The organism is Roseicitreum antarcticum, assembly GCF_014681765.1.
GTDB classification, from domain to species: Bacteria; Pseudomonadota; Alphaproteobacteria; order Rhodobacterales; family Rhodobacteraceae; genus Roseicitreum; species Roseicitreum antarcticum.
Map to the genome: position 1 here is coordinate 1,413,608 of NZ_CP061498.1, position 23,936 is coordinate 1,437,543.

The window sequence follows — 23,936 nt, forward strand, 5'->3', positions numbered from 1 at the left end:
AACGCCTCACACAAGCCCCGCAAAAGGCCACCTCAGACAGGTTCCTTGCACCAACACCGGGCAATGACACTCTTGCCGCGCCCGCTTGTGGCGGGCAGCCCTGACCGATAGAAGGGACAAAACCTATGCTGGGAAGCGCCATGACCGAAACCATCGACCGCATTGCACCGCAGATCTACCTGATCACCCCGCCCGCTTTCACGCTGGACACCTTTCCCGACCAGTTGGCCCGGGTGCTGGACGCGACGCCCGTGGCCTGCCTGCGCCTGCACATGGCCACGCAAGATGAGGATGCCATCGCCCGCGCGGCGGATGCCCTGCGCGTCGTGGCACATGCCCGCGACATCGCGCTGGTCATCGCCGACCATGTGCTGATGGTGGACCGGCTGGGCCTCGACGGTGTTCACCTGACCACAGCGCGCCAAAACCTGCGCAAACTGCGCGAGGGGATGGGACCGGACGCCGTGATCGGCACTTTCTGCGGCACCTCACGCCATGAAGGGATGACCGCTGCCGAGGCAGGGGCCGATTACATCGCCTTCGGCCCGGTCGGCGATACCGGGCTGGGCGACGGCAGCCGCGTCGACCCCGAGATTCTGGAATGGTGGTCCGAGATGATCGAAGTGCCCTGCGTCGTCGAAGGTGCGCTGACACCCCAGTTGATCACCGACCTGTCGCCCATCACCGATTTCTTTGGCGTGGGCGAAGAGATCTGGGCCAGCGACGACCCGGCCGCAACGCTCAAAGCCCTTGCAGCCCGGATCTGACCAGGATTGCGGCGCGACTTTGGGCGCGTCGCGGATCCAAGGCCCGCACCTCAGGACGGGCGGTCGTCCAACTGGTCGGCCAAAGCCTCGGCGCGGGCAGCAAGTTCGGCCAGCGTATCGGTGACCGCCTGCGGCACCACCGGCACTTCGATGCGTTCAGGCATCGGCAAGGGTCGGCTTTGCAAGGTCGATATCTGGGTTTCCAGCGCCGACACCTGATCTTGCAGCGCGCGCAACTCATCGGCGCGCCCCGCCGTCTTGTCGGCCAGCATCAGACCGGCCATCAGGAGCATCTTTTCGGCGGGCAGGCGGCCGATCTGCGACAGCAGCGTTGTCGCCTCGACATCCAGCAATTGCGCCGCGCCTTGCAGGAAGCTTTCCTGCCCCGGCTGGCAGGCGACCTGAAACTGCTTGCCGCCGATGGTGATGGTTTCATCCGGCATGGGAGGCCTCCGCGCTCAACAGGGGTTTCAACTCGGCAAGTATTTCTTCCATCTCGGCGATCTCCACGCGGCGCTCGGCCTGCAATGCTTCCAGCTCGGCCGAGAGCGAGCGGTTCATCACCTGCCCCTCCGGATACCCAGCGGCCTGGGTGTCACGCAGCGCGGCATTGGCAGAAACCAGCTTTGCATTTGCCTTCTTCAGGCGCAGAAGTTCAAGGCTTTGCAGATCCAACTGCTCGGTCAGCCGCGCCATGCTGCGTTCCAGTTGCGAGATCGTGTTGTCCTGCCGCTGCTTCAACTGGTGAACCCGTTCAGTCAGTTGGGCATTGGTGGATTGCTCGGCGCTGAGTTCGGCCCGCAGCGCAGCCAGCACGGCCCCCGCATCCCCGCCCCCTCCGGCACCCGCAGGCCCCGATGCGGCGGAAGAACCCGATGACACCGGCTGGGACGCAGGTTGTGAAACGGACTGGGACATATCTGCGCGCCGCGCGATGCGGTCCAGCGCGGCAGAGATGCGGCGCTCCAACTCAGCAAGATCGCTCATACGTATTGACTCCTGACGTTCTTACCCCTGCCCGAATCATTCCATCCGGGCAAAAGTTCAAACCTCAGGTTATCCACTAACATCCGCCTTTCCAACCGAGGCTGTTCAGTGCGTGCTTGATATTGCCGAAACGGCTGGTATCAGGGGGCATCTTTACCAAGCCGAAGGATCAATCGCCGTGGACATCACCACCTTGCGCGAAACCCACCCCGACCACTGGATGAAAGCCGCAGCGATCCGCACGCTGGCCATGGACGCAGTGCAAGCCGCCAAATCCGGACACCCTGGCATGCCCATGGGGATGGCCGATGTGGCCACCGTTCTGTTCCAGAACCACCTGAAATTCGACGCAAACCACCCTGACTGGGCCGACCGCGACCGCTTTATCCTTTCAGCCGGGCACGGGTCGATGCTGATCTATGCGCTGCTGTACCTGACCGGGTACAAGGACATGACGCTGGACCAGATCAAGAACTTCCGCCAGCTCGGCGCGATCACCGCAGGGCACCCGGAATATGGCCATGTGACGGGCGTGGAAACCACGACCGGCCCGCTGGGACAGGGTCTGTCCAATGCGGTAGGCTTTGCCATGGCCGAGGAAGCGCTGCGCGGGCAACACGGCGCGAAGATCGTCGATCACTACACCTATGCCATCGCGGGCGACGGCTGCCTGATGGAAGGCATCAGCCACGAGGCCATCGGGCTGGCGGGCATGCAGAAGCTGTCGAAACTGATCGTGCTGTGGGACAACAACAGCATTTCCATCGACGGCGCGGTCAGCCTGTCGGACATCACCGACCAGCACGGGCGCTTTGCTGCGGCAGGCTGGCATGTGCTGGCCTGCGACGGGCATGACCCCGCCGATATCGACCGTGCCCTGACGGAAGCGAAGAAATCCGATCGCCCCGTGCTGATCGACTGCAAGACCATCATCGGCTTTGGCAGCCCGGCAAAACAGGGTACGTCGGGGGCGCACGGCTCGCCGCTGGGCGACACGGAAATCGCCACCACCAAGGATATCTACGGCTGGCCGCATGCCCCGTTCGAAGTGCCGTCCGACGTGCTGGACGCATGGCGCGCCATCGGCGCCCGCGGGGCCGAGGCACGCACTGCGTGGGAGACCCGGTTTTCGGCCCTTTCGGGCGCAAAACAGGCCGAATTCACCCGCCGCCTGACCGGCGAGGCGCCGAAGAAACTTGCCGCAACCATCCGCGCCTTCAAAAAACAGGTGACGGAATCGGCGCCCAAGGTCGCCACGCGCAAATCCAGCGAAATGGCGCTGGAGGTCATCAACCCGATCATGCCCGAAACCATCGGCGGCTCCGCCGACCTAACGGGATCGAACAACACCAAGACCGCCGACCTGGGGATCTTCAACCCCGAAAACCGCAAGGGGCGCTATGTCCACTACGGTATCCGCGAACATGGCATGGGTGCGGCGATGAACGGCCTGTGGCTGCATGGCGGCATCCGGCCCTATGGCGGTACCTTCATGTGCTTTACCGATTACGCGCGCGGTGCGATGCGGCTGTCGGCGCTGATGCAACTGCCGGTGGTCTATGTCATGACGCATGACAGCATCGGGCTGGGCGAAGACGGGCCGACCCACCAGCCGGTGGAACATTTGGCAATCTCGCGCGCCACGCCCAACACCTGGGTCTTTCGCCCCGCTGACACGGTAGAAACCGCCGAGGCATGGGAACTGGCGCTGACCACCAACAGCACGCCGTCGGTATTGGCGCTGTCGCGGCAGAACCTGCCGCTGGTGCGGCTGGAGCATACCAACAAGAACCTGACCGCGCAGGGTGCCTATGTGCTGCGCGAAGCCACGGGCAAACGTCAGGCGATCTTGATGGCCACCGGGTCCGAGGTGGAAATCGCCCTTGCCGCCCGCGACCTGCTGGAGGCCAGCGGCATCGGCACCCGTGTTGTCTCCATGCCCTGCTGGGAGTTGTTCGAGGCACAGCCCGAAACCTACCGCCGCCGCGTGCTGCCTGCCGGTCCGGTCCGCGTCGCGGTCGAGGCGGGTGTCCGCTTCGGCTGGGACCAGTGGCTGTTCGGCGAACGTGGTCGCCGCGACAAGGGTGATTTCGTGGGCATGCCGCATTTCGGCGCCTCAGGTCCCGCGCCAGAGCTGTATGAGAAATTCGGCATCACCGCGCAGGCTGTGGCCGACAAGGTGCGTGCCCTGCTCTGACGCCTCCAACCCTCGGCCCGGTTGCACGGGCAGGGTCGAATCGAATGGAAAACCTGGTTGCGTCGGTCACCTGCCGACGCAACCTTTTTCGTTTTGTGATATGCTGAGACCTCTGCCCTCTTGCCCCGCAACGATACCTCGACCATGGGGGACGGCAGGCGGTGCCCGTCCCCACCGACAAGTCCCCCCGCGCCTGATGCCGCATCAAGGGCTGTGGGGTGGCTTTATCTCGAAAATCTTGAAGGTCACCCACATCACAAGCGCGGCCGCCATCATGCCCAATGTGTCGGACGCCATCCAGCGCAGCGCGCCCCAGATCGCAGCCTGCGCTGCGCCTGCGGCTCCGTAGAAATATTGCAAGATCATCCCGTTCAGCGCCGCCGACATGACCCCAGCGACGAACACCACACGCCATTCGGTCGGGCTTGGAGTCATGGTGGCGGGTTTGGCCTCCGCGAAGCGGATGAACTGCAACGCAAGCGGCGCGCTGAGCGACACCATGAGCGAGGTCACGACGAAGGCCACCGACGGTAGCGCCCATCCGTTGAAATAGATCGAATGGTAGATCAGCGCAGGCAACAGCAGTGGCACGCTGCACCATCCATACATCCAGGCGAATCCCATGCGAACGCCATGGATCAGGCTGAACACCTGAAATTCAACGGCATTGCCGCCTGACTCAAGGTGATACCCCTCCGATACAACCACACGCTGTATCTGGTGCGCCACGATGAAGGTCAGCGACGCAACCATACTGACATTGATGAGCCGCAGAAAAACCACCAGACTGGGTGATCTGATGGCCATTTCCCTACCTGACCAACATGAACAGACCGGCCTTGCGGCCTTCGGGGTGTGAAATCCAGCCCCGGGTCAGCAGCCCGCGCAACGCGCGATGCAGGCTCGAGGCCGGAACCGCGCTCAGAAGTTCATGCGCGCAAAGCTGTTCGGTTCGCACGGCGGTTTTGCAACCTTCTGCGATCTCGGCCAGCGCGCAGATGATGTCCCGCTCCACAGGATTAAGGACATCGAGGCCCAGATCCCGCTCCATCCCCATCAGAACCTGCCGAAGTTGTGCGATCATTTTATACTGCGGATTCATGTGTTCAAAATACCAACTACCAATGTGAAACTCCCCCAACCCCCTGTAAAATTAGCGCGAAACCCCCATCTCAGCAACGGAAATTCCCATTTTGAGACACGCATTTTGCAAATCGCGAACATTTAGGCTCAATTTGGCATTTTTTGGTTGCAATCCAAGCGGGCGTCTGTGCATCCTACAGTTGTATCTGACGCATAGGAGTGAGTCTTATGATGGGTTTGAAGCAATCGATGGGCCTGACTGCGGCGCCTGCCCATGGCGCGAATACGCCTGACGTGGCAGCAAAAGCGGCTGTGACACCTTCGAGCGCAACCCGTGGTGCGGCTTCGCTGGCGAACGACCTGTTCGGTCGGTTCAGCCGCAAATCTCCCAACGGCGTACTTGAAGGTTACACCCTGCTGGTGCTGGGTGCAAAGGCCGAATGTCTGCAATATTTCCGCGGTTGGATGACTGACATGGGTGGCGTGACCATCCGGGTGCAAAAGCACGAAGAAGCACTGACCTGGCTGAAGCGCAACTCAACGGCGAAAGCGATGTTGCTGGTGAATGCCGACGCGCTGGAAGACGTGGACGCATTGTGCGACATCGGGTTTGCGCTGCGTGCGGCTGCACCGGATCTGCCGGTGATCGTCACCTCGTCCAGTGTGGCAGCCAGCGACTTCTCGACGCTGCGCATGCAATTGTGTGATGTGACGCTGAAGGCGCCCGCGTCGGAAAGCAGCTTCAAGCAAGCTTGCCAGGCTGCGCTGATCAACAACGCCTTCTACATGGAGCGCAAGACCGGGCCCGTCAAAATGGCGAAAACCGCGCGCACCCATCGTGCACCTCTGGTGCTGGGCGACAAGGATCGCAGCCGTGGCGGCTGGAAAAGTGCGCTGACCCTCGTCAGCGTTTGCTTGGCCTATGTGGCGTTCTTCCAGGGCTCCAGTTCCTGAGACTCTCCCTGCATGCTGCGCGCCGTTTCCGACGGAGCATGGCATGCGTCCTCCCGACCCGAGGCACATCCTTATAGGGGCATAACGTGTCGGGGTGAACAACCTGAGCCAGGGTGCGCTGATGCAACATCAGCCCTCTGGCTTTTTTGTTGGCCGCGCTGCGCCCGACCCGACGTCCCGGTGGGGGCGTGTTTTACATCCACGCCCCCTTTTGAGGTCACATTTGGCAGGTGCCCCTGCCCTACCCGCTGACCTCGGCCAGCAGCGCGGCATTGCCCCCCGACGCGGTGGTGTCGACACACAGGTGCCGCTCCAATACCGCGTGGGCGGCGTCCGGGGCGCCTGCGATCAGCGGCACAATGGCGCCGGTCCGCCCGGCCAATGCCTTGGTATAGCCACGCGCCGTGTCGGAATCGCCCCAGAAAAGCGCGCCGCTGAAGCCATGCAGCCGGGTCAGCGCCTCGGGCGGCAGTGCGCCGGTCAGCGTCACGGCGACACCGCCATGGGCGCGCACGGCCTTGGCCTGCGCCTTTGCCGCCGCCGCGCCCGGTCCCATGCAAAGCAGGGGCGCGCGGGCGAAATCGGACAGACGGTTGCTTTCACCGGTCGGCCCGGGCAGCAGTTGCTCGGATAGCGCCGTATCCGACACGACCGCCCCATCCAGCGCGTTCTGCACCGCCGCCTGCGTCGTGGCTTGCGCCCAGTCGCTGCCGCTCATCGGCGCGGGTGCATCGGCGAAACGGCGGACGTAATGCGGCCCGCCGGCCTTTGGCCCGGTGCCCGACAATCCCTCACCGCCAAAGGGCTGGCTACCGACCACCGCGCCGATCTGGTTGCGGTTGACATAGGTGTTACCGACGCGGATGCGGTCCACCACATGCTGCACCCGATCGTCGATCCGGGTATGCAGGCCGAAGGTCAAACCATAGCCGGTGTCGTTGATCGCACCGATCACCCGGTCCAGATCGCGCGCCCGGAAGGTGGCGACATGCAGAACGGGGCCAAAGACCTCTTGCTTCAGGTCATGGATGCCATCGACGCGGATCACGGTCGGGGCGACGAAGTGCCCGGCCTTCGGCGCGCGCAATTCCTTGATGATCCGGCCCTCGGCCCGCGCCTTGGCGATATGGTCGCGGATGCTGCCTGCGGCGTCGGCATCGATCACCGGGCCGACATCGGTGGACAGGTGCCATGGGTCGCCCAGCGACAACTCGTCCATCGCGCCTGACAACATGCTGAGGAAGTGCTTCGACACATCCTCCTGGATATACAGACAGCGCAACGCCGAGCAGCGCTGCCCCGCCGATTGGAAGGCGCTGGCCAGCACGTCGCGCACCGCCTGTTCCGGCAGGGCGGTGGAATCGACGATCATCGCGTTCAGCCCGCCGGTTTCCGCGATCAGCGGTGCGGAAGGGTCCAGATGGGCCGCCATGGCGCTGCGGATGATCAGCGCCGTATCGGTCGAGCCGGTGAAAGCCACGCCATTGATGCGCGGGTCCGAGGTCAGCGCCGCCCCCACCGTCGCACCATCGCCCGGCAGCAGATGCAGCGCACCCAGCGGCACGCCCGCGCGGTGCAGCAGCGCGGTGGCAGCAGCGGCCACCAGCGGCGTCTGTTCAGCGGGTTTGGCCAGCACTGCATTGCCTGCGGCCAGCGCGCCCGCGATCTGGCCGGTAAAGATTGCCAGCGGGAAGTTCCAGGGCGAGATACAGGTGATCCGCCCCCGTGCTGATGCCTCCAGCGTCAGCGCTTGCGCGGCATAGTAGCGCAAGAAATCCACTGCCTCGCGCACTTCGCCCACCGCGTCGAGCTGCGATTTACCGGCCTCGCGCGCCAGAATGGCGAAGATCTCGCCAAAGTTCTCCTCATAGAGGTCGGCGGCGCGGTTCAGGGCCGCAGCCCGCTCCGCCGCTGGCGCGTCCCAGACGGTTGCAGCGGCCAGCGCGGCCTGCACGTCCTGCGCCGTCGCCGGGACCACCTGCCCCAGCGTATCGCCGGGGTTCGCGGGGTTCACCACGGTGACGGGTGCCGCGCCCGGCATTTCCGCAGCACCCATGGGCCGGGCGGTGAACTGCGCGGTCGCAAAGGGCGCGCGCGCCGCCTCGATCCCTTCCAGATCACCCGCATCGGTCACGTCCCAGCCGCGCGAGTTCACGCGCTGCGGCGCGAACAGATCGGGGCCCAGCGTCACCACCGGGTTGGGGCTGATCAGCCCCTCGGCCGCCGTCAGCGGACAGGCGGCGACAGTTTCGGGCGACACGGTCTCGTCCACGATCTGGTTGACGAAGCTGGAATTCGCGCCGTTCTCCAACAGCCGCCGCACAAGATAGGCCAGCAGGTCCTTGTGCGCCCCCACGGGGGCATAGATGCGGCACCGGGTCTTGTTGGCCGACAGCACGATGTCGTGCAGGCGTTCGCCCATGCCATGCAGGCGCTGGAACTCGAACGCCCCTTTGTCATTGCCCGCCATGTCCAGCACGGCGGCCACGGTATGGGCGTTGTGCGTGGCAAATTGCGGATAGATCCGGTCGGTCATGCCCAAAAGCTTGCGCGCATTGGCGATGTAATTGGCGTCCGTCGCCACTTTGTTGGTGAAGACCGGAAAGCCCGGCAGCCCCAGCACCTGCGCGCGCTTCACCTCGGTATCCCAATAGGCACCCTTGACCAGCCGCACCATGACGCGGCGGTCCAGCCGTGTCGCCGTGTCATAGATCCAGTCAATCGCCGCGCCCGCGCGCTGGCCGTAGGCCTGAACCACCACGCCAAACCCGTCCCAGCCTTCCAACCGGGTGTCGGACAGCACAGCCTCGATCACCTCCAGCGACAGCGCAAGGCGGTCGGCTTCTTCAGCGTCGATGTTGAAGCCCATGCCATAGCTTGCCGCCAACCGCGCCAGATCCAGCACGCGCGGTACCAGTTCTTCCATCACGCGGGCACGCTGCGCGACCTCATAGCGCGGATGCAGCGCAGACAGCTTGACCGAGATGCCCGGATTGTCGCGGATATCGCGCGAGGTTGCCGCCCCGCCAATCGACCGGATCGCGCGCGAATAGGCCGCGTGATAGCGCAGCGCATCATCATTGGTGCGCGCCGCCTCGCCCAGCATGTCGTAGGAATAGGTATAGCCCTTCGCTTCCATCCCGGCGGCGCGTTTCAGCGCGCTCTCGATGGTTTCCCCCAGCACGAACTGGCGGCCCATTTCCTTCATGGCACGCCCCACGGCGGTACGGATGACGGGTTCACCCAGGCGCTTGACCGCGCCGCGCAACTGCGTGGCCAGCCCCGGCTTGCGGTCGTCGAGCACCCGGCCCGTCAGCATCAAGGCCCATGTAGAGGCATTCACCAGGCTGGAGGAAGAATGCCCAAGGTGCTTGCCCCAGTCGGACGGCGCGATCTTGTCCTCGATCAGCGCATCCATCGTATCGGCATCGGGGACGCGCAGCAGCGCCTCGGCCAGGCACATCAGCGCGATGCCCTCATCGGTGGACAGACCATATTCAGCCAGGAACACCTCCATCAACCCCGGCTTCGCACTGGCGCGGATCTGGCGGACCAGATCGCTGCCGCTGGCGGAAATGCGGTCACGCGCGGCGCGGTCAAGCCCGGCGTTTGCCACGGTCTCGCGCAGCGCGGCCCCTTCCTCTCTCAGGCTGTCATAGGTTACGGTGTGGCTGTTCGTGTGGTGTTCAGGACGTGGCATGTATAAACCCCCTATTTTTTCCTGAATTATCAAAAATACATCTGTTGATCTTCCTGAATTACGCGTATTAACAGATCATATCCCCAAATAAGTGGTCGACGGCAATGCAAATGGACGGCGCGAAGCTGGATCAGTTCGATCAGGCGATTCTTCGGATCATGGCGGTCGAGGGGCGGATCAGCGTGACCGACCTTGCCGGCCGCATCGGCCTGTCGAAATCGCCCACCCAGGCGCGGCTGAAACGGCTGGAACATGACGGGTTCATCATCGGCTACCGCGCCCTGATCGACCCGCAGCGCATCGGCGCGGCCCATGTCGCCTTTGTCGAGGTACGGCTGTCCGACACCCGCGAAGAGGCGCTTCAGGCTTTCGGTACCGCCGTGCGCAAAGTGCCCGAGATCGAGGAATGTCACCTGATCGCGGGGGCTTTCGACTACCTGCTGAAGGTGCGCAGTCAGGACATTGTCACCTATCGCCGTGTCTTGGCGGAACATATCTCTGGCCTGCCGCATGTCACCTCGACCTCGACCCATGTGGCGATGGAGGCGGTAAAGGAGGCCGGCCACCGCGACACCCGTCTGCAAGATGGCGGGGCGTCAAGGGCCTGAACGGGTCGCACCTGAATGGCCGGGACTTGATCGCGCGGGACGAGCGAAACGATAGGGCCTGAACCGGCGTCAATTGAACCGGACTTCGGAAAATCACGCGCGGGACCTCCCGCGCGGCCCGGCGTTCCGCACCACGAGGTCGGGCGCTCTGCACCACGAGGTCGGGCGTTCCGCACCACGAGGTCGGGCACCGCAGGCCCAAAACACGCCCTGCGCATCACACCAAAGGACAGGGCGTCGCGGCGGTGGCCCGTTGCACGGGCGCGCCCTTCAGATCCCCCTCACCCTCAGGTTGAAACGACGTCTCTGGCGCGCGCAAACTGATCGAGGGTTTGCAAAAAACCCGTCCCACAGGGCATACTGTTGCCAGTTCGATCGGCAATACCCCAATCCTGCCGCTTTTTGCCCGGATTGCCGCCCATGTCGTATTGCACAACGCCCCGACCGCCCCCCGAATTGATCTGACCGATGGACCTGCCCTTATGACGCCTCCTACCCAGACCGGCTCTGTACAAACTGGATCCACCCAAACCGGCCCCAATCAGGATGCCGCCCCGATGGCGGGCGCCGACATCAACCTGTCCAAGGCCCAGACCAATGCCGAGTGGTTGTCCCGTCTGGATGAGCTGGGCGATGAACTGGCCGATGAGCAAGGCGGCTTTGAAAGCCTGGGCCGCAATCACGCAGCACTCTACGCGCCGGGTGACCGGACCTTGCTGGTCAGCTTTGAATCGGTCGCGGCCATCCGGGGCGCGGGCGGGGCGCATCGGCCGCTGGGGCTGGAGGTGGCGCAAGCCAACGGTTGGTCCAGCCTGTGCTTGATTACCATGGGCACCACATGGTTTCGCGACACCGAGGTGTGGAATTTCTTCGACACAAGGATCGACGCCGACTTTTTTGAGGCCTTCGACCGCGTCGTCTTCTATGGCGCGGGCATGTGCGGCTATGCGGCGGCGGCGTTCTCTGTGGCAGCACCGGGGGCGGTCGTTCTGGTGGTGGCGCCGCAGGCGACGCTGGACCCCACCGTCGCTGACTGGGACGGGCGCTTTGCGCGGGCACGACGGCTGGATTTCACCACACGCTACGGCTTCGCGCCCGACATGATCGAAGGCGCAGCCGAGGCGTTCGTGGTCTACGACCCCTCGCGCAGGCTGGATGCGATGCATGCAGCGCTTTTCACCCGCTCGCATGTGACCAAGCTGCGCGCCCGTTGGCTGGGCAAGGACACGGCGCGCGATCTGGCCGATATGGGCGTGCTGACGCCGCTGATCACCGCCGCATGCGACAGCACGCTGACCTCGGGCACCTTCTACGGGCTGTTGCGCAAGCGTCGGGGCTTTGCCCTGTATCTCATGCGCCTTTCCCTGCGCACAGAGGCCCTGGAACGCCACATGCTGACCGTCATCGTCGCGGGGTTTGCCCTGCGCTTCTACGACACCGAACGTCTCCGCCAGACACTTGATCGCGCACGCGCGGCATTGATGGAAAAATCGGCGGGTTAGAACACGCGGCGGCATGGACCCGCCGCGCAACGGGGTCAATCATCGACAAAGGCGCCTTCGCGCGCAACGCGGCCGGTCACGGCTTGGTCCGCCGCGTCAGCCCACCAACGTTTGACCGCGTGGCGTCCTCTTCCGGTTCACCTGCCTATGTAGGGTCAGCCCCCGACCCACGCGCCCCATCTGGCACGCCCCATCTGGCACGCCCAATCCTGCCGGGTTCCAGCCATGCGCGGCGCAGGCCGCAGCCCGGTGCCCCCGCCCCCGCCCCTTTCACCGCCAATCCCGGCGGCGCGGTGCCGACGTGATCCCGTCCCCTCTGGTATTGCACGACGGATTTGTGTAACGCCAAATCCATGACACAGCACCTGACCCTGCGCCGCCCCGATGACTGGCACCTGCACCTGCGCGACGGCGCAATGCTTGCCGGTATCCTGCCCGAAACCGCCCGCGACTTTGCACGCGCGCTGGTCATGCCCAACCTGGTGCCCCCCGTGGTCACCGGCGATGAGGCGCGGGCCTACCGCGACCGCATTCTGGCCGCCCTGCCTGCGGGCGCCGATTTCGCGCCCCTGATGACGCTCTACCTGACCGAGGCGACAGACCCCGCCGATGTGATCGCCGCCCACCGCGCGGGATTGATCGCAGCGGTAAAGCTCTACCCCGCAGGGGCCACCACCAACTCGGCCTCTGGCGTGACCGATTTCGACCGCGTGCGCGGCGTGCTCGACGCGATGGCCGAGGCCGGCGTGCCACTGTGCACCCATGGCGAGGTGACGGACCCCAGCGTGGACATCTTCGACCGCGAGGCCGTTTTCATCGACCGCGTGCTCGACCCGTTGCGCCGTGCCACGCCGGGCCTGCGGGTCATCATGGAACATATCACCACATCGGATGCCGCCGATTACGTCCGCGCCCATGACACCGATCTGGCCGCGACGATCACCACGCATCACCTGATCATCAACCGCAACCACATCCTGGCGGGGGGGATCCGGCCGCATTACTACTGCCTGCCGGTCGCCAAGCGCGAAACCCACCGGCAGGCGCTGCGCGCGGCGGCAACCTCGGGCGATGCGCGGTTCTTCCTTGGCACCGACAGCGCACCCCATGCCGATGCGGCCAAGGAAAGCGCCTGCGGCTGCGCGGGCTGCTTTACCGCCACCAACACCTTGCCGATCCTTGCACATGTGTTTGAGGAACGTGACGCCTTGCCCCGGTTGGAAGGCTTCACGTCGCTGCACGGCGCGGCCTTCTACCGCATGGCCCCGAATGACGCGCGCATCACCCTGCGCAAGGGCGACACACCTGCCCGGTTCCCCGCCCGCATCGACACCGGCGCGGGGCCGGTCACGGTGTTCGACCCCGGCTTTCCACTGCATTGGCGCGTCGATGCGACCGCCAGTGCCGACCCATCCGCGACATAGCGCGCGGCCCGATGCAGCCCCGTCTGGCACCCTCACCCCGGGCCGGACAAAGGCCCCATTTGTCCGCGCAGCCACAGAGAGGCGAGAATGCAGCAGTTTGAATACAAGGTCGTGCCCGCCCCCGACAAAGGCACCAAGGTCAAGGGCCTGAAATCTACGGCAGAACGCTATGCCCGGTCGGTCAGCGACCTGATGAACCAACTGTCCCAGGACGGCTGGGAATACTGGCGCGCCGAAACCCTGCCGTCCGAGGAACGCAAGGGCCTTACGGGCTCAATCACGGTGTTCCACAACCTTCTGGTGTTCCGCCGCCCTTCGGCAGAGGTGCTGGCCCAGGCCGCGCAAGGACGGCTGGCGGCACCCGCGCCCACGCCGGTCCTGGCCTCTGCGCTCAGCGCGGGCGGCGACGGATGGGGCGTGAAATCAGCCGCCGAGGCCCCTGCCGCCGCCGCACCGCTTAGGCCGTACGCCCCCGAAGGCCGCGCGCCCAGCCTCTCGGCACAACGCGGCTGGCCCGAAGAGATGCCCCCCGCACCTGCGCTCCACCCGTCGGACGCTGCCGCGCAGTCAGACGCTGCCGCACAGTCAGACGCGCAATCAGACGCGCAGGGCTGGGCGTACTACCCTGCCGACGACCAGCACGATGCGGCGCCTCATGCGACGGCCCCCGATGACGCCGACCCGGAATATCCGCACAGCGACGCCACCGCCCCCGCCTCCGCCGACCCCGCGCCAGAGCGCGGTGAAGATTTCGAAAACCTGTTCTACACCGACGGCGATGACGACCGCGATGACGACCGCGTGCGCGACACCCCAGACGACCGTGATGATACCCGCGACGATGCGTCAGATCAGGGCGACAAGGGCCGCCCCTGACGCCCCCCTGACCTCAGCGGTCATCGGTGCCAGGGCGCAATCGCCCGCAGGGCCGGGCCCCAAACCTTGGCCCGCTACGCGCATGGCAGGCGCTGGCCACTGATCGCGCTTGCATGAAACGGGCAGGTTGCATGTTTGTCGGCCCGGGCGGGGAAAAGCGATGCTTTTCCTGATCCGCACCGGGCCGGTCGTGGTTCAAGGCTCTGACGGGGACAGTGTCACATCCCCCGAAGGGATCAAAAGCGTGTCAAGGCGCACCCACATCCAGCGCCAGCGCGTGGATCCGGCCCACCAGATCGGCCCCAAGTGCCGCATGCACCGCCCGGTGCCGCGCAACCCGGGACATCGGGCCAAAAGCCGCTGCCCGGATCATCACATTGAAATGCGTCTGCCCGCCCTCGCGCCAGCCGCCATGGCCTCGGTGGCTTTCGCTGTCATCCACGACTTCCAGCGCGTCAGGCTGGAAGGCGGCGGTCAGTCGGTCGGATATTTCATCGGCAATTCGCATTTTTCTCTGTCAACCCCTTTAGTCATCCGCAAAAACACCTAAACTCTTGCCTCCGAGTCGGAAAGGGCCGGGGCCGAGATAATCGCCCCCGCGACCCTCCCTTGTCGGATCGGCAACGACGACAGACCAGTGAAAGCAGGCAAATGACACCGAAATCCCCGTTCGATTTTGACATCCGCGCATCGGCAGACAAGAAGAAACGCGCGCGCGTTCGGCGGGGTATGTCGGGCGCGGTAGAGACCTCGCTCCGGCAATGCGAGCACCCGGGCTGCGAAGAAGCCGGGCAATACCGCGCGCCGAAATCCCCCGATATTCTGGACGAATACCTGTGGTTCTGCAAAGACCACGCCCGTGAATACAACCTGAAGTGGAACTTCTTCGCCGGCCAGACCGAGGCCGAGATGATGGACGAGATGGAGCGTGACCGCGTCTGGGGCCGCGCCACCGCCCCCATGGGCCGCAATGACGAACGCCGCGCCTGGGAACGGCTGGGCATCAAGGACCCCCATCAGGTGCTGGGCGCGAATGCCACGATGAACCCCGGCAAGGGTACACCGGGGGCGTCCACCCGCCGCCTGCCCCCGACCGAGCGCAAGGCGTTGGAGATCCTTGAAGCGCGCGACCACTGGTCCCGCCCGGAAATCCGCAAGCAATACAAAAGCCTGGTCAAGGACCTGCACCCCGACCGCAACAAGGGCAACCGCGCTGATGAAGACCGCCTGCAAGAAGTCGTCTGGGCCTGGGACCAGTTGAAGGAAAGCCGCAACTTCCGCGACTGATCCCCCCGGCGCGGGGCTGCAAATTCAGTGCAATAGGGGGTTTCCACCCAAGGTCCGCGCAAGGGGCCGCCATTCAGGGGCGCTGGCCGCTGCTGTGGTCCGGGCCAGACGGACGCCCCACCAGCCATCCTGCCGGGCCTTCGTGCCGGGGGACCAAAGCCCCCGGGCGGGCTACGCAGCCCCTTGCCCCGCGTCCTTCACGCTGCGGGCGAGGGCGCAGAACGCCTCCAGCCCGATTTCCTCGGCCCGGGCGGTGGGCGCGATACCGACGGCGGTCAGGTGCCCCTCGATATCCGGGGCCACGCCTTTGAGCGAGGCGCGCAGCATCTTGCGGCGCTGGTTGAACCCCGCCGCAATCACCCGTGTCAGCGTGGCCTGGTCAGCAGGATACAGCGGCGTCGCGCGCCGCGTGATGTGCACCACGGCTGAAGAGACCTTCGGCGGTGGCGTGAACGCCTCGGGCGGCAGGTGCAGCACCACCCGTGCCTCGGCCCGCCATTGCACCATCAGCGACAACCGTCCATAGGCCTTCGACCCCGGACGCGCCACGATGCGGTCGGCGACCTCGCGCTGGAACATCAGGGTCAGCGTGTCCCAGAACGGCGGCCATTGCGCGGGAGTCAGCCAGCGGATCAGCAATTCGGTGCCGACGTTGTAGGGAAGGTTCGACACGATCTTGATGGGTGGCGTCAGGTGGGCGGTCACATCGACCGCCAGCGCGTCGCCGCCGATCACCTGCAAACGCCCCGGATAAGCCTCGGCGATCTGGGCCAGCGCGGGCAGGCAGCGGGGGTCTTTCTCTACCGCCAGCACACGGCGCGCGCCTTCGGCCAGGAGGCCGCGCGTCAGCCCGCCGGGGCCGGGGCCGACCTCCAGCACATCGGCGCCGCGCAGATCGCCCGCCGCCCGCGCGATCCGCGCTGTCAGGTTCAGGTCCAGCAAGAAGTTCTGCCCCAGCGCCTTCTTGGCGCGCAGATCATGGGTCGCGATCACCTCGCGCAGGGGTGGCAGATCGTCGATCACGCGCTAGCCTCCTGCCGGGCGTCAGCCATGCCGCGCGCCATGCGCAGCGCCGCGATCAGGCTGGACGGGTCGGCCATTCCCTGCCCCGCAATGTCATAGGCCGTGCCATGGTCGGGCGAGGTGCGCACAAAAGGCAGGCCCAGCGTCACATTCACCCCGCCCGCGAAGTCGATCGTCTTGATCGGGATCAGCGCCTGATCGTGATACATGCAGATCGCCGCGTCATAGCGGGCGCGCGCCGGGGCGTGGAACATCGTGTCGGCGGAATGCGGCCCGCTGATGGTCATTCCTTCCGCGCGCAGCGCGTCGAGAACGGGGGAGATCAGGTCAATCTCGGCCCGGCCCATCGCGCCGCCTTCGCCCGCATGGGGGTTCAGGCCCGCCACCGCCAGACGCGGTGCGGCAAGGCCAAAATCCCGGATCAGCCCGGCATGGGTGATGCGGATGGTCTGGGCCAGCAGGTCAGGCGTCAGCGCGTCCGCCACCCGGTCCAGCGCGATATGGATGGTCACCGGCACCACGCGCAGCGCGTCACAGGCAAGCATCATCACCACCCGTTCAACGCCCGCCAGATGCGCGAGGTATTCGGTATGGCCCGGAAAGGCGAACCCCGCGCCATCGTGCAGCGCCTTCTTGTGGATCGGGCAGGTGACGACACCCGCCACCGCGCCCGATTGCGCCAGCGCCACGGCCCGGTCGATCACCGCGACCACGCCAGCGGCATTGCCCGGCGTGGGCTGCCCGGGCGCAGCAAGATGGGCAAAGGCGTGTGTCAGAACCGGCAGCGCGTCAGCACTGGCCGCAACGGCCTGCGCCGGGCTGTCTATCAGGGCCGCAGGCGTGCCTGCGGGCAGGTGGCGCGGATCCCCGATCCAGCAAAACGGCAGCGCGGCGCGCAGGGTATCCCAGGCCTTCACGGCAATTTCCGGCCCGACACCAGACGGGTCACCGCAGCTCATGGCAAGGGGGGGCGCGTCAGTCAATGGATCCATCCCTGCGCCCGGGGCGCGGCAAAGGTTGTTTCAGGCGGGGCTGTCGGGGCTGTCGGGGCTGTCGGGGCTGTCGGGGCCAGGGCAAAAGGACAGGCTGAGACGGGACAAGGGCGTCGGGGACCGATGCGCCAGACGCCCAAAACCCAAGGGCTGGCAGACTGGCAGCAAACGCATTCAGGGCCAGCACCATGCGCGGCGGGACATCAGTGCCCAACGTCGTAGCGGCCCCGCCCTGAACCCGCGCCCGGAAAGCCGCAGCGCCAAAAGCCCCATCGCGCGTCAGGCAATGCCCCCGCGCCGCGCCAACACCACCCGGCCACATCAGGGGCGGCGGATCTCGGCCTCGGCCCGGATCTCCTCCAGGTGGATTTCGGCCAACCGCTCGAACCGCTGGTTCAGCATGCTGGTCCGCATCTGATCGGCATTGGGAAATTCCTCGCCCCGCATCTCGCGCTGACACAGCATCAGCAGCATCAGCGCCCCGCCCTCGGTCAGGCTGGTCGAGATTTCGCCCACGTCCAGCTTGGCCAGCTCCATCGCAACGCCCGCAGGCAGATCGGGCAGCAACGCCTCGGACACGTCAAGCTGCGCCTCGGTCGCATTGGGCACCAGGCCGTACAGGTCGGGACAGTAATTGGCCCCGGCCTGGACCCGGGCGGCTTCGGCCATGGCGGCATCCGACCGGCCACCGGGGATCAGATAGCGGGCGTATTCCACATGCACCTGCCCCGTGGGAATATTGCGCGAGGTCTCGAAAGCCCGCACCTGAAAGATCGCAATGGCACCCGGAAAGGTCAGCGGCCCCACCAGCGTACCGGGGCTGGCATTGCGGATGTCATCGCGGATGCGGTCGGGCAGGTTGCTGATCGGCAACCAGTCCAGCCGCCCCCCCTGATCGCGCGTCCCGGCGACCGAGACCTGCCGCGCGGCAGCCGAGAATTCCTCGAAGCTGCGGATCTCCAGGATCTGCGGCAAGATCTCGGCCACGGCATCGGCAAATTCGGGGTCGGTGGGCAGGAACAACTCGGCCATCAGGACACGCTGCTCGGCCCGTTGCGCGGGCACGTCCATCGCGCGCTCAACCTCGGTGTCCAGCACCTCGACCCGGCCGACATAACGCGCCTGCACCAGTTCGCGCCAGGCCAGCCCGGCTGAAACGAAATCGACGAAGGTCTCGCGCGCCACACCGGCCTGCGAAAGTTCGGCGATGAACTCATCCGTGGTCAGGCTGGCGCGCGCGGCGAACTCGGTCATCCCGTCGGCGATCGCTTCATCCGTCAGGCGGATGCCCGCGCGAAGCGTGGCGAATTCGCGCAGCCGGTCTTCGGTCAACGCGTCCAGTGCCTGCTCTTCCACATTGCTTGAGGCCAGGTTGATGGCTTCCAGAAACAGTTTGCGCTGTTCCAGATCATAGCGGGTGATGACCCGGTCATTGACATATAGCACGGGGGAAAACAGGCCCTGTTGCGCCTGAACCGGCACCGCCGCGGCGGTCAGGACCACCGCTGTCAACGACACAGCACAACCGGTGCGCCGCAGGGACGCCCGCAGGCCGGCAGCGGAAACAGTCCAAAAATCGGTCAAGCGCATGATGGATTCCGTTCTTGTCATTCGTCGCCTCGGCCCCTTGGAGGGGCCGCTTGTTTGTGGTCTTTACCACGGGGTCGCGTCAAGTGCCATTGCCAACCGCCAACCGCCAACCGCCAGCCCCCGCCACCGGCGTTGCGGATCGCCGCTGCCCATGGCCCCCGGCCCGGCTGCCCCACCTTAACCCCGGCACTGCCGCCGCGCAGGCCCGGCAGTCGCCCCGCCGAAGCCCAGAAGCTCCACGTTCAGCCCAAACTGGGTGGTTGCGGGGGCGTTTACCGTAGGCGCGGCGCGGCGCGACAGGCGCATGTCGACCAGCAGACATTCGTTGCGGTATTCCAGGCCCAGCGTGGTCGTGGCGGCGCGACGCTGCGCAACGTCATAGCGCCAGTCGATCTTGCCGGTCCAGAAATCCGAAATCGCATAGGACGCATCCAGCAGCAGTTCCGACGCATCGCGCGCCCGGTCCTCGGCGGGGTTTGAATTGATATTGAGGTAGGACGACGCAAGCTCCAACCGATCGGTCGCCCATTCGACCCGGGTCTCCATCCGCGACACCGACAGCCCGTCGTCGATAAGCGCACGGTTGCTCAGCGTCAGCCCGCCTGCGGTCTGCACCTGCACGGATGCCAGCCAGTCCGGACGCCCGCCCGCCAGCGGCGATTGCGCGCTGAATTGGCCCAGATCACGCTCCCGAAACACCCGGCCCAGCGTCACTGCCGACGACCAGCCGGCCGGGTCATGCCGGGTCCAGGTCAGGCCCAGGTTGATGCGGCGTCCCCGCTCGCGCCCATCAAGCCCGTTGAAACGGTTAAAGCTGAACAGGTTGCCCTCGTCGAATTCGGGCATCACGCTGTCTTCATTGGGCACGCCAGTGCCACTGTCGCGCGCCCAGATGAATTGCGCCACGGGTTCCAGCACATGCGACGCACCCGTGCCGCCGCCGCTGCGCATCAGGGGCCAGCGCAGTTCTACCATCGCCTGCGGGGTCACCCGGGTCGCGCTGTCGCCAAAGGCCGCATCTTGCCGGATACGGTAGTGATCGACGGCGACATCGACGCCCGTGCCCAACAGCACGCCCGCAGGCAAAACCCAGTCGCGCCGCCATGTCGCCTGCATGCTCAGCCGTGCCAGATCACGCCCGCCGCGCGTGTCGGTTGCGGCATCCATCACGGGCGTCGACGCGGTACGGCCCAGCGCCAGCGCCCCGAAACTGACCTGCGCCGCGCCGCCCAGCCCCGGCACGTCAAACCGCCGGTCCCAGGACGCCCGCACCGCGCGCGAGGGCAGCACGTCATTGGAATCGCCGAGGCGGAGCGAGCGGAAATGCAGCGCCTGCACGCGCATCTGCGCATCACGCCGCACCCGCGACAATGTAAGATCGCTGGTCAGCCGAGTCTCGCCGGAAAAGTCGTAGCGGTCCAGATACTCTCGGTCGCGCACGGCGGTGATGTCGAAACTCAGACGGAAGTCATTGCGCAGCCCGAAATCGCCCCGCGCATACCCATAGCCGCGCCAGTCACCGGGCAACAGCTTGTCCCGGGTCAGCGCGCCGCCGAATTCCAGCATCCCTGCGGCAAAGGCCTGCCGGTAGCGCGCTTCCAGCGTGTAGCTTTCACGCGACGTAATGGTGGGGGCCAGCGTCAGGTCACGGTCGGGCGCAAGGGCAATGAAATACGGCACCCGCATCCCCACGCCCAGCACGCTGTCCACCCGCAGTTCGGGGCGCAGAAAGCCGGTACCGCGCTCCAGCGTCGGGTCGGGCATGCGCAGGCGCGGCAGATAGACCAGCGGCACGCCCGCCAGCCGGAACTGCGCGCCCTCGAAATACAGCTGCCGCGCGTCGCGGTCATGCACGATGCGCGTGGCGCGAATTTCCCAAAGAGGCGTCTCGCCGGTCTCGCAGATCCGGCAAGACGAGGCGATGGTATTGTTCAGCTCGGTATAGCGCGCATCCGGCCGCACGACCGAGCCTGCGGCGATCTGCATCTGCTGGTCCAGCACCACCCGGGCCGAGTTGATGATGCCGCGCTGCAGATCCGCCGACAGCGCAGCACTATCGGCCACGATCACGGTGCGTGGCCCGTCGGTCAGGGTAATCGGCCCGGTGATGTCCAGTTGGTCGGCTGCGCGGTCATAGACGATGCGCGTGGCCGAAAGCCGCAGGTCGGTATAGAATACCTCGATATTGCCCTCAGCGACCAGCGCACCATCGCGGCCCAGCGTCACGCGGTCAGCCACCAGCGTGGCCAGCGACGCCTGCCCCAGGGGCGCTTCTTGCGCCCAAAGCGCGCCATTGCCGCCCAGGACCCCGCCGAAGCCCCCGCCAAAGCCCCCCGGCACCAACGCCAGCGACAGCCCCGCAACCGCCCCCGTCGTCAACGCCCGCGCCAGCACGCGCCGCACGCCCGCAACGGCGCGGCGGCAATCAAGGGCGGGCGCGGGTGCCGGCATCAACCATCCTCCAGATGCAAAAGCAGCCCCAGCGCCAGCAGGCAACTGGCAAAGGGCAAGGTCCAGGCAGCCAGAAGCACCGGAATCTGGCCGTTCTCTCCCAATACCTGCGCGAAATTGCGTAGAAAGAACAGCCCGAATCCGCCCAGAATCGTGATCAGCGCCCGCACGCCGGCGCCCCCCGCGCGCGCATGGTACATGCTGGTCGCGGTGGCCAGCAGCATCATGCCGCCCAGCATCAAGGGCAGGGCCAACTCCATCTGAAGCCAGATCCGATGCTCCAGCGCCGAAAACCCTGCGCGCTGCAAAGCCGCGATGAAACCCGGCAATTCCCAGATCGGAATCGCGCCCGGGCTGGCAAAATTATCGCGGATCTGCTCGGGCGTCAGATCGGTGGGCAGGCTCAGGCTGTCCATCTTCCGGGCGTCGCGCTGCGGGTTCTCGGCATCCAGTTGCCAGATGGTCACATCCTCAACCATCCAGGCGCCGGGGGTCAATTGGGCGGTGGCGCCCCGGATGCGGATGTCCGATGCCGCAGCGCCCGAAAAGACCAGGAATGTCACGTCTTGCAACGCCGTGCCATCGCCCGACGCGCTGCGCGCATGGACCACGGTCTGCGCAGCCTCATCGCCCTGCCGCAACCACAGCCCGTCATCGCTGACCGACACCACATTGACAGTTCCACTGCGCAACTCAGCGGCATAGCGCGCATATTCCCGGCTGGAAGCCGCGACCAGCGGGTTGATGACCGCCACGATCAACGCGCCCGCAATCAGCGTGGCCACAAACGGTGCCAGCAGCATCCGCACCCCAGACCGCCCCGCCGCCCGGATCACCACCAGTTCGGATGACCGCGACAGCGCCAGAAACAGCGACATCGTGGCCAGCACCACGATCAGCGGCAAGATCTGATACAGGGTGACGGGCGCATTCAACAACGTCAGCCCGACCAGTTGCACGAAGGTGGGCGCAGTCTCAGCCCCCGCAAAGCTGCGCAATTGCTCGACAATATCGAGCAGCATCAAGATGCCAAGGAACACCCCCAGCACCAACAGAAACGACCCTGCCAACCGCCGCACAAGGTAGAGGCTCAAGATCATGCCGCCCCCTCGCCCGCCGACCCGCGCCGCCGCCACCGCTTCAACCCGCCACCGGCAGCGAAAAGCATCGCCCAAACCAGCACAAGCCCCACGGCAACGGGAACGAAGGCCAGCCCGGCATAGGCGGGGCTCGATGTGGCAAGGCCCGTCGTCGCATTGCCGGCCAGTTGGACCACAGCCAGTGCCACCACGCCGCCCAACACCTGCCGCCAGAGGCCCAGCCTGCTGAACCCACCCACCAGGATCGCGGCAAAGCCGATCAGCGCGGTGACCACCGCCAGCGCGGGATGGGCAAAGCGGGTGGCAAGCTCATAGCGCACCTCGCCCAATGTCACGCCGGTCTGGTCCAGCAATGCACGCGGTGGGGCAATAAGCTCTGGCGTGGAGAATTCGCGCACATCCCCGCCCCGGCCCGCAGGCCCGATCAGCGCGCCCACATCATAGGTCAGATCGTCGAACCGCGTGGTGGAAAGCCGCCCCGTGGCCCGGTCCAGCACCTGCACCATACCGTCGATCATCACCAGCTTCGGTCCCTGCGGCCCGGGCACCAGCACAGCGGTTTCCGCAGTGTAGTCGACGCGCGCGGTACTGCCCCGCGCATCCGACAAGAAGACGTCGCGCAACTCACCCAGTTCGGTCAGGCTGCGGATATATAGGGTGATGCCGCTGGCGGGATACAGAAACTCGCCCGCCGTGAGGAACCGCGCGGTGATGTTCTCGGCGATCTGGGCCTGACGCTCGGCCAGTTGCACCCGCGCGGCAGGCATCAGCACATGCATCAGCACCAACAGGAAAACCGCCACACAACCGCCAAACAACGCCACCGGCCCCATCAGCCGCCACGGCGACACGCCTGCAGCCTGCATCACCACCATCTCGCTGTCGCGGGTCAGGCGTTGGGCGACATAGACGCTGGCCGCAAAGGCGGACACCGGCAGCACCACGCGGATCACATTGGGCAGGGTCAGCGCGGTGAATTCCAGAAACACCCAGACCGACTGGCCATCGCCGATCAGCCGGTCGAACAGGCTGACCGCGCGGTTGACCCAATAGACCGACACCAGCACCAGCGAGAAGAAGCCGAAGACCAGCAGCAGTTGCGTCAACAGATATTTGTCAACCCGCGCCACCCGTCACTCCCCCGCCCTTCGGCATCACCATTCACCATCCGCGTTGCGCGGCGCGCCCCGGCGCCAGACTTCACGCAAACCACACATTGCCCAGACCACACATTGCCCAGACCAGACATCGCCCAGAATCGCTGTACCCTACTGCGGTTCCGTGCAGGGTAAAACTGCAAACCATACCCCAAAGTCAAGCGTTTGGGCCAACAAGGCACCGCCGCCGCACGGCCACGCACCCAGACGCGTCGGCCCAAACCACGCCATCCGATGC

Annotated in this window: 20 protein-coding genes; 8 read left to right on the top strand and 12 right to left on the bottom strand. The window is 65.7% G+C overall.

Annotated elements, in window-relative coordinates; translation table 11 throughout:
- Positions 1–125 precede the first annotated feature (125 nt).
- On the top strand, positions 126–767 hold the full coding sequence (locus H9529_RS06775; protein WP_397544887.1) for a thiamine phosphate synthase: 642 nt from the start codon (positions 126–128) through the stop codon (positions 765–767).
- Between the two features lie 50 nt (positions 768–817).
- Here the strand turns inward: H9529_RS06775 and H9529_RS06780 are convergent, their stop codons facing one another.
- Entirely contained in the window at positions 818–1,210 is a 393-nt protein-coding gene (locus H9529_RS06780) for a cell division protein ZapA (RefSeq protein ID WP_092888024.1), read from the bottom strand.
- Positions 1,200–1,754 carry a hypothetical protein gene (locus H9529_RS06785; protein ID WP_092888021.1) on the bottom strand — a complete coding sequence of 185 codons (555 nt, stop codon included), beginning with the start codon at positions 1,752–1,754 and terminating at the stop codon, positions 1,200–1,202. The genes H9529_RS06780 and H9529_RS06785 overlap by 11 nt, the downstream gene beginning before the upstream one ends.
- A 178-nt stretch (positions 1,755–1,932) precedes the next feature.
- Here H9529_RS06785 and tkt point away from each other — a divergent pair, with 178 nt between their 5' ends.
- Complete coding sequence (gene tkt, locus H9529_RS06790; protein ID WP_092888018.1) at positions 1,933–3,951, top strand: transketolase; 2,019 nt, start codon at positions 1,933–1,935, stop codon at positions 3,949–3,951.
- A gap of 204 nt (positions 3,952–4,155) precedes the next feature.
- Here the strand turns inward: tkt and H9529_RS06795 are convergent, their stop codons facing one another.
- Positions 4,156–4,758, bottom strand: coding sequence for a hypothetical protein (locus H9529_RS06795; protein ID WP_092888015.1), 603 nt, complete (start codon positions 4,756–4,758; stop codon positions 4,156–4,158).
- Between the two features lie 4 nt (positions 4,759–4,762).
- Positions 4,763–5,035, bottom strand: coding sequence for a hypothetical protein (locus H9529_RS06800; RefSeq protein WP_092888012.1), 273 nt, complete (start codon positions 5,033–5,035; stop codon positions 4,763–4,765).
- A gap of 227 nt (positions 5,036–5,262) precedes the next feature.
- On the opposite strand from H9529_RS06800, the gene H9529_RS06805 reads away from it, so the two are divergent.
- Positions 5,263–5,988 (top strand): hypothetical protein, encoded by a 726-nt coding sequence (locus H9529_RS06805; protein ID WP_092888009.1) that lies wholly within the window; start codon positions 5,263–5,265, stop codon positions 5,986–5,988.
- A 241-nt stretch (positions 5,989–6,229) separates the two neighbouring features.
- Here the strand turns inward: H9529_RS06805 and putA are convergent, their stop codons facing one another.
- The gene (gene putA / locus H9529_RS06810; protein WP_092888006.1) at positions 6,230–9,688 is read right to left on the bottom strand and encodes a bifunctional proline dehydrogenase/L-glutamate gamma-semialdehyde dehydrogenase PutA; all 3,459 of its coding nucleotides are present in this window, start codon (positions 9,686–9,688) and stop codon (positions 6,230–6,232) included.
- Between the two features lie 104 nt (positions 9,689–9,792).
- On the opposite strand from putA, the gene H9529_RS06815 reads away from it, so the two are divergent.
- The 4 genes from H9529_RS06815 to H9529_RS06830 all read left to right on the top strand — a co-directional run bounded on the left by H9529_RS06815 (position 9,793) and on the right by H9529_RS06830 (position 14,098).
- The gene (locus tag H9529_RS06815; protein WP_092888003.1) at positions 9,793–10,296 is read left to right on the top strand and encodes an Lrp/AsnC family transcriptional regulator; all 504 of its coding nucleotides are present in this window, start codon (positions 9,793–9,795) and stop codon (positions 10,294–10,296) included.
- 482 nt (positions 10,297–10,778) lie between these two features.
- Entirely contained in the window at positions 10,779–11,798 is a 1,020-nt protein-coding gene (locus tag H9529_RS06820) for a phosphoadenosine phosphosulfate reductase (RefSeq protein WP_143033496.1), read from the top strand.
- A gap of 353 nt (positions 11,799–12,151) precedes the next feature.
- Positions 12,152–13,222 (top strand): dihydroorotase, encoded by a 1,071-nt coding sequence (gene pyrC, locus H9529_RS06825; RefSeq protein ID WP_092887997.1) that lies wholly within the window; start codon positions 12,152–12,154, stop codon positions 13,220–13,222.
- A gap of 87 nt (positions 13,223–13,309) precedes the next feature.
- Positions 13,310–14,098: a DUF4177 domain-containing protein gene (locus H9529_RS06830; protein ID WP_092887994.1), complete on the top strand. Its 789-nt coding sequence runs from the start codon at positions 13,310–13,312 to the stop codon at positions 14,096–14,098.
- 247 nt (positions 14,099–14,345) lie between these two features.
- Here H9529_RS06830 and H9529_RS06835 read toward each other — a convergent pair whose 3' ends face one another.
- Positions 14,346–14,606 (bottom strand): BolA family protein, encoded by a 261-nt coding sequence (locus H9529_RS06835; RefSeq protein ID WP_092887991.1) that lies wholly within the window; start codon positions 14,604–14,606, stop codon positions 14,346–14,348.
- A 143-nt stretch (positions 14,607–14,749) separates the two neighbouring features.
- Between H9529_RS06835 and H9529_RS06840 the strand changes: the two genes are divergently transcribed.
- Complete coding sequence (locus H9529_RS06840; RefSeq protein ID WP_092887988.1) at positions 14,750–15,385, top strand: J domain-containing protein; 636 nt, start codon at positions 14,750–14,752, stop codon at positions 15,383–15,385.
- A gap of 171 nt (positions 15,386–15,556) precedes the next feature.
- Here H9529_RS06840 and rsmA read toward each other — a convergent pair whose 3' ends face one another.
- From rsmA to lptF, 6 genes are all read right to left on the bottom strand, one after another.
- Positions 15,557–16,408 (bottom strand): 16S rRNA (adenine(1518)-N(6)/adenine(1519)-N(6))-dimethyltransferase RsmA, encoded by an 852-nt coding sequence (gene rsmA, locus H9529_RS06845; RefSeq protein ID WP_092887985.1) that lies wholly within the window; start codon positions 16,406–16,408, stop codon positions 15,557–15,559.
- The gene (gene pdxA / locus H9529_RS06850) at positions 16,405–17,391 is read right to left on the bottom strand and encodes a 4-hydroxythreonine-4-phosphate dehydrogenase PdxA (RefSeq protein ID WP_256327041.1); all 987 of its coding nucleotides are present in this window, start codon (positions 17,389–17,391) and stop codon (positions 16,405–16,407) included. Before pdxA ends, rsmA begins: the two co-directional genes overlap by 4 nt.
- 330 nt (positions 17,392–17,721) lie before the next feature.
- Entirely contained in the window at positions 17,722–18,918 is a 1,197-nt protein-coding gene (locus H9529_RS06855; RefSeq protein ID WP_190305735.1) for a peptidylprolyl isomerase, read from the bottom strand.
- 249 nt (positions 18,919–19,167) lie between these two features.
- Positions 19,168–21,441 carry an LPS-assembly protein LptD gene (locus tag H9529_RS06860; protein ID WP_092887976.1) on the bottom strand — a complete coding sequence of 758 codons (2,274 nt, stop codon included), beginning with the start codon at positions 21,439–21,441 and terminating at the stop codon, positions 19,168–19,170.
- Positions 21,441–22,541, bottom strand: coding sequence for an LPS export ABC transporter permease LptG (gene lptG / locus H9529_RS06865; RefSeq protein WP_092888260.1), 1,101 nt, complete (start codon positions 22,539–22,541; stop codon positions 21,441–21,443). The genes H9529_RS06860 and lptG overlap by 1 nt, the downstream gene beginning before the upstream one ends.
- Positions 22,538–23,671, bottom strand: coding sequence for an LPS export ABC transporter permease LptF (gene lptF / locus H9529_RS06870; RefSeq protein WP_092887973.1), 1,134 nt, complete (start codon positions 23,669–23,671; stop codon positions 22,538–22,540). Before lptF ends, lptG begins: the two co-directional genes overlap by 4 nt.
- Between the last annotated feature and the right edge of the window lie 265 nt (positions 23,672–23,936).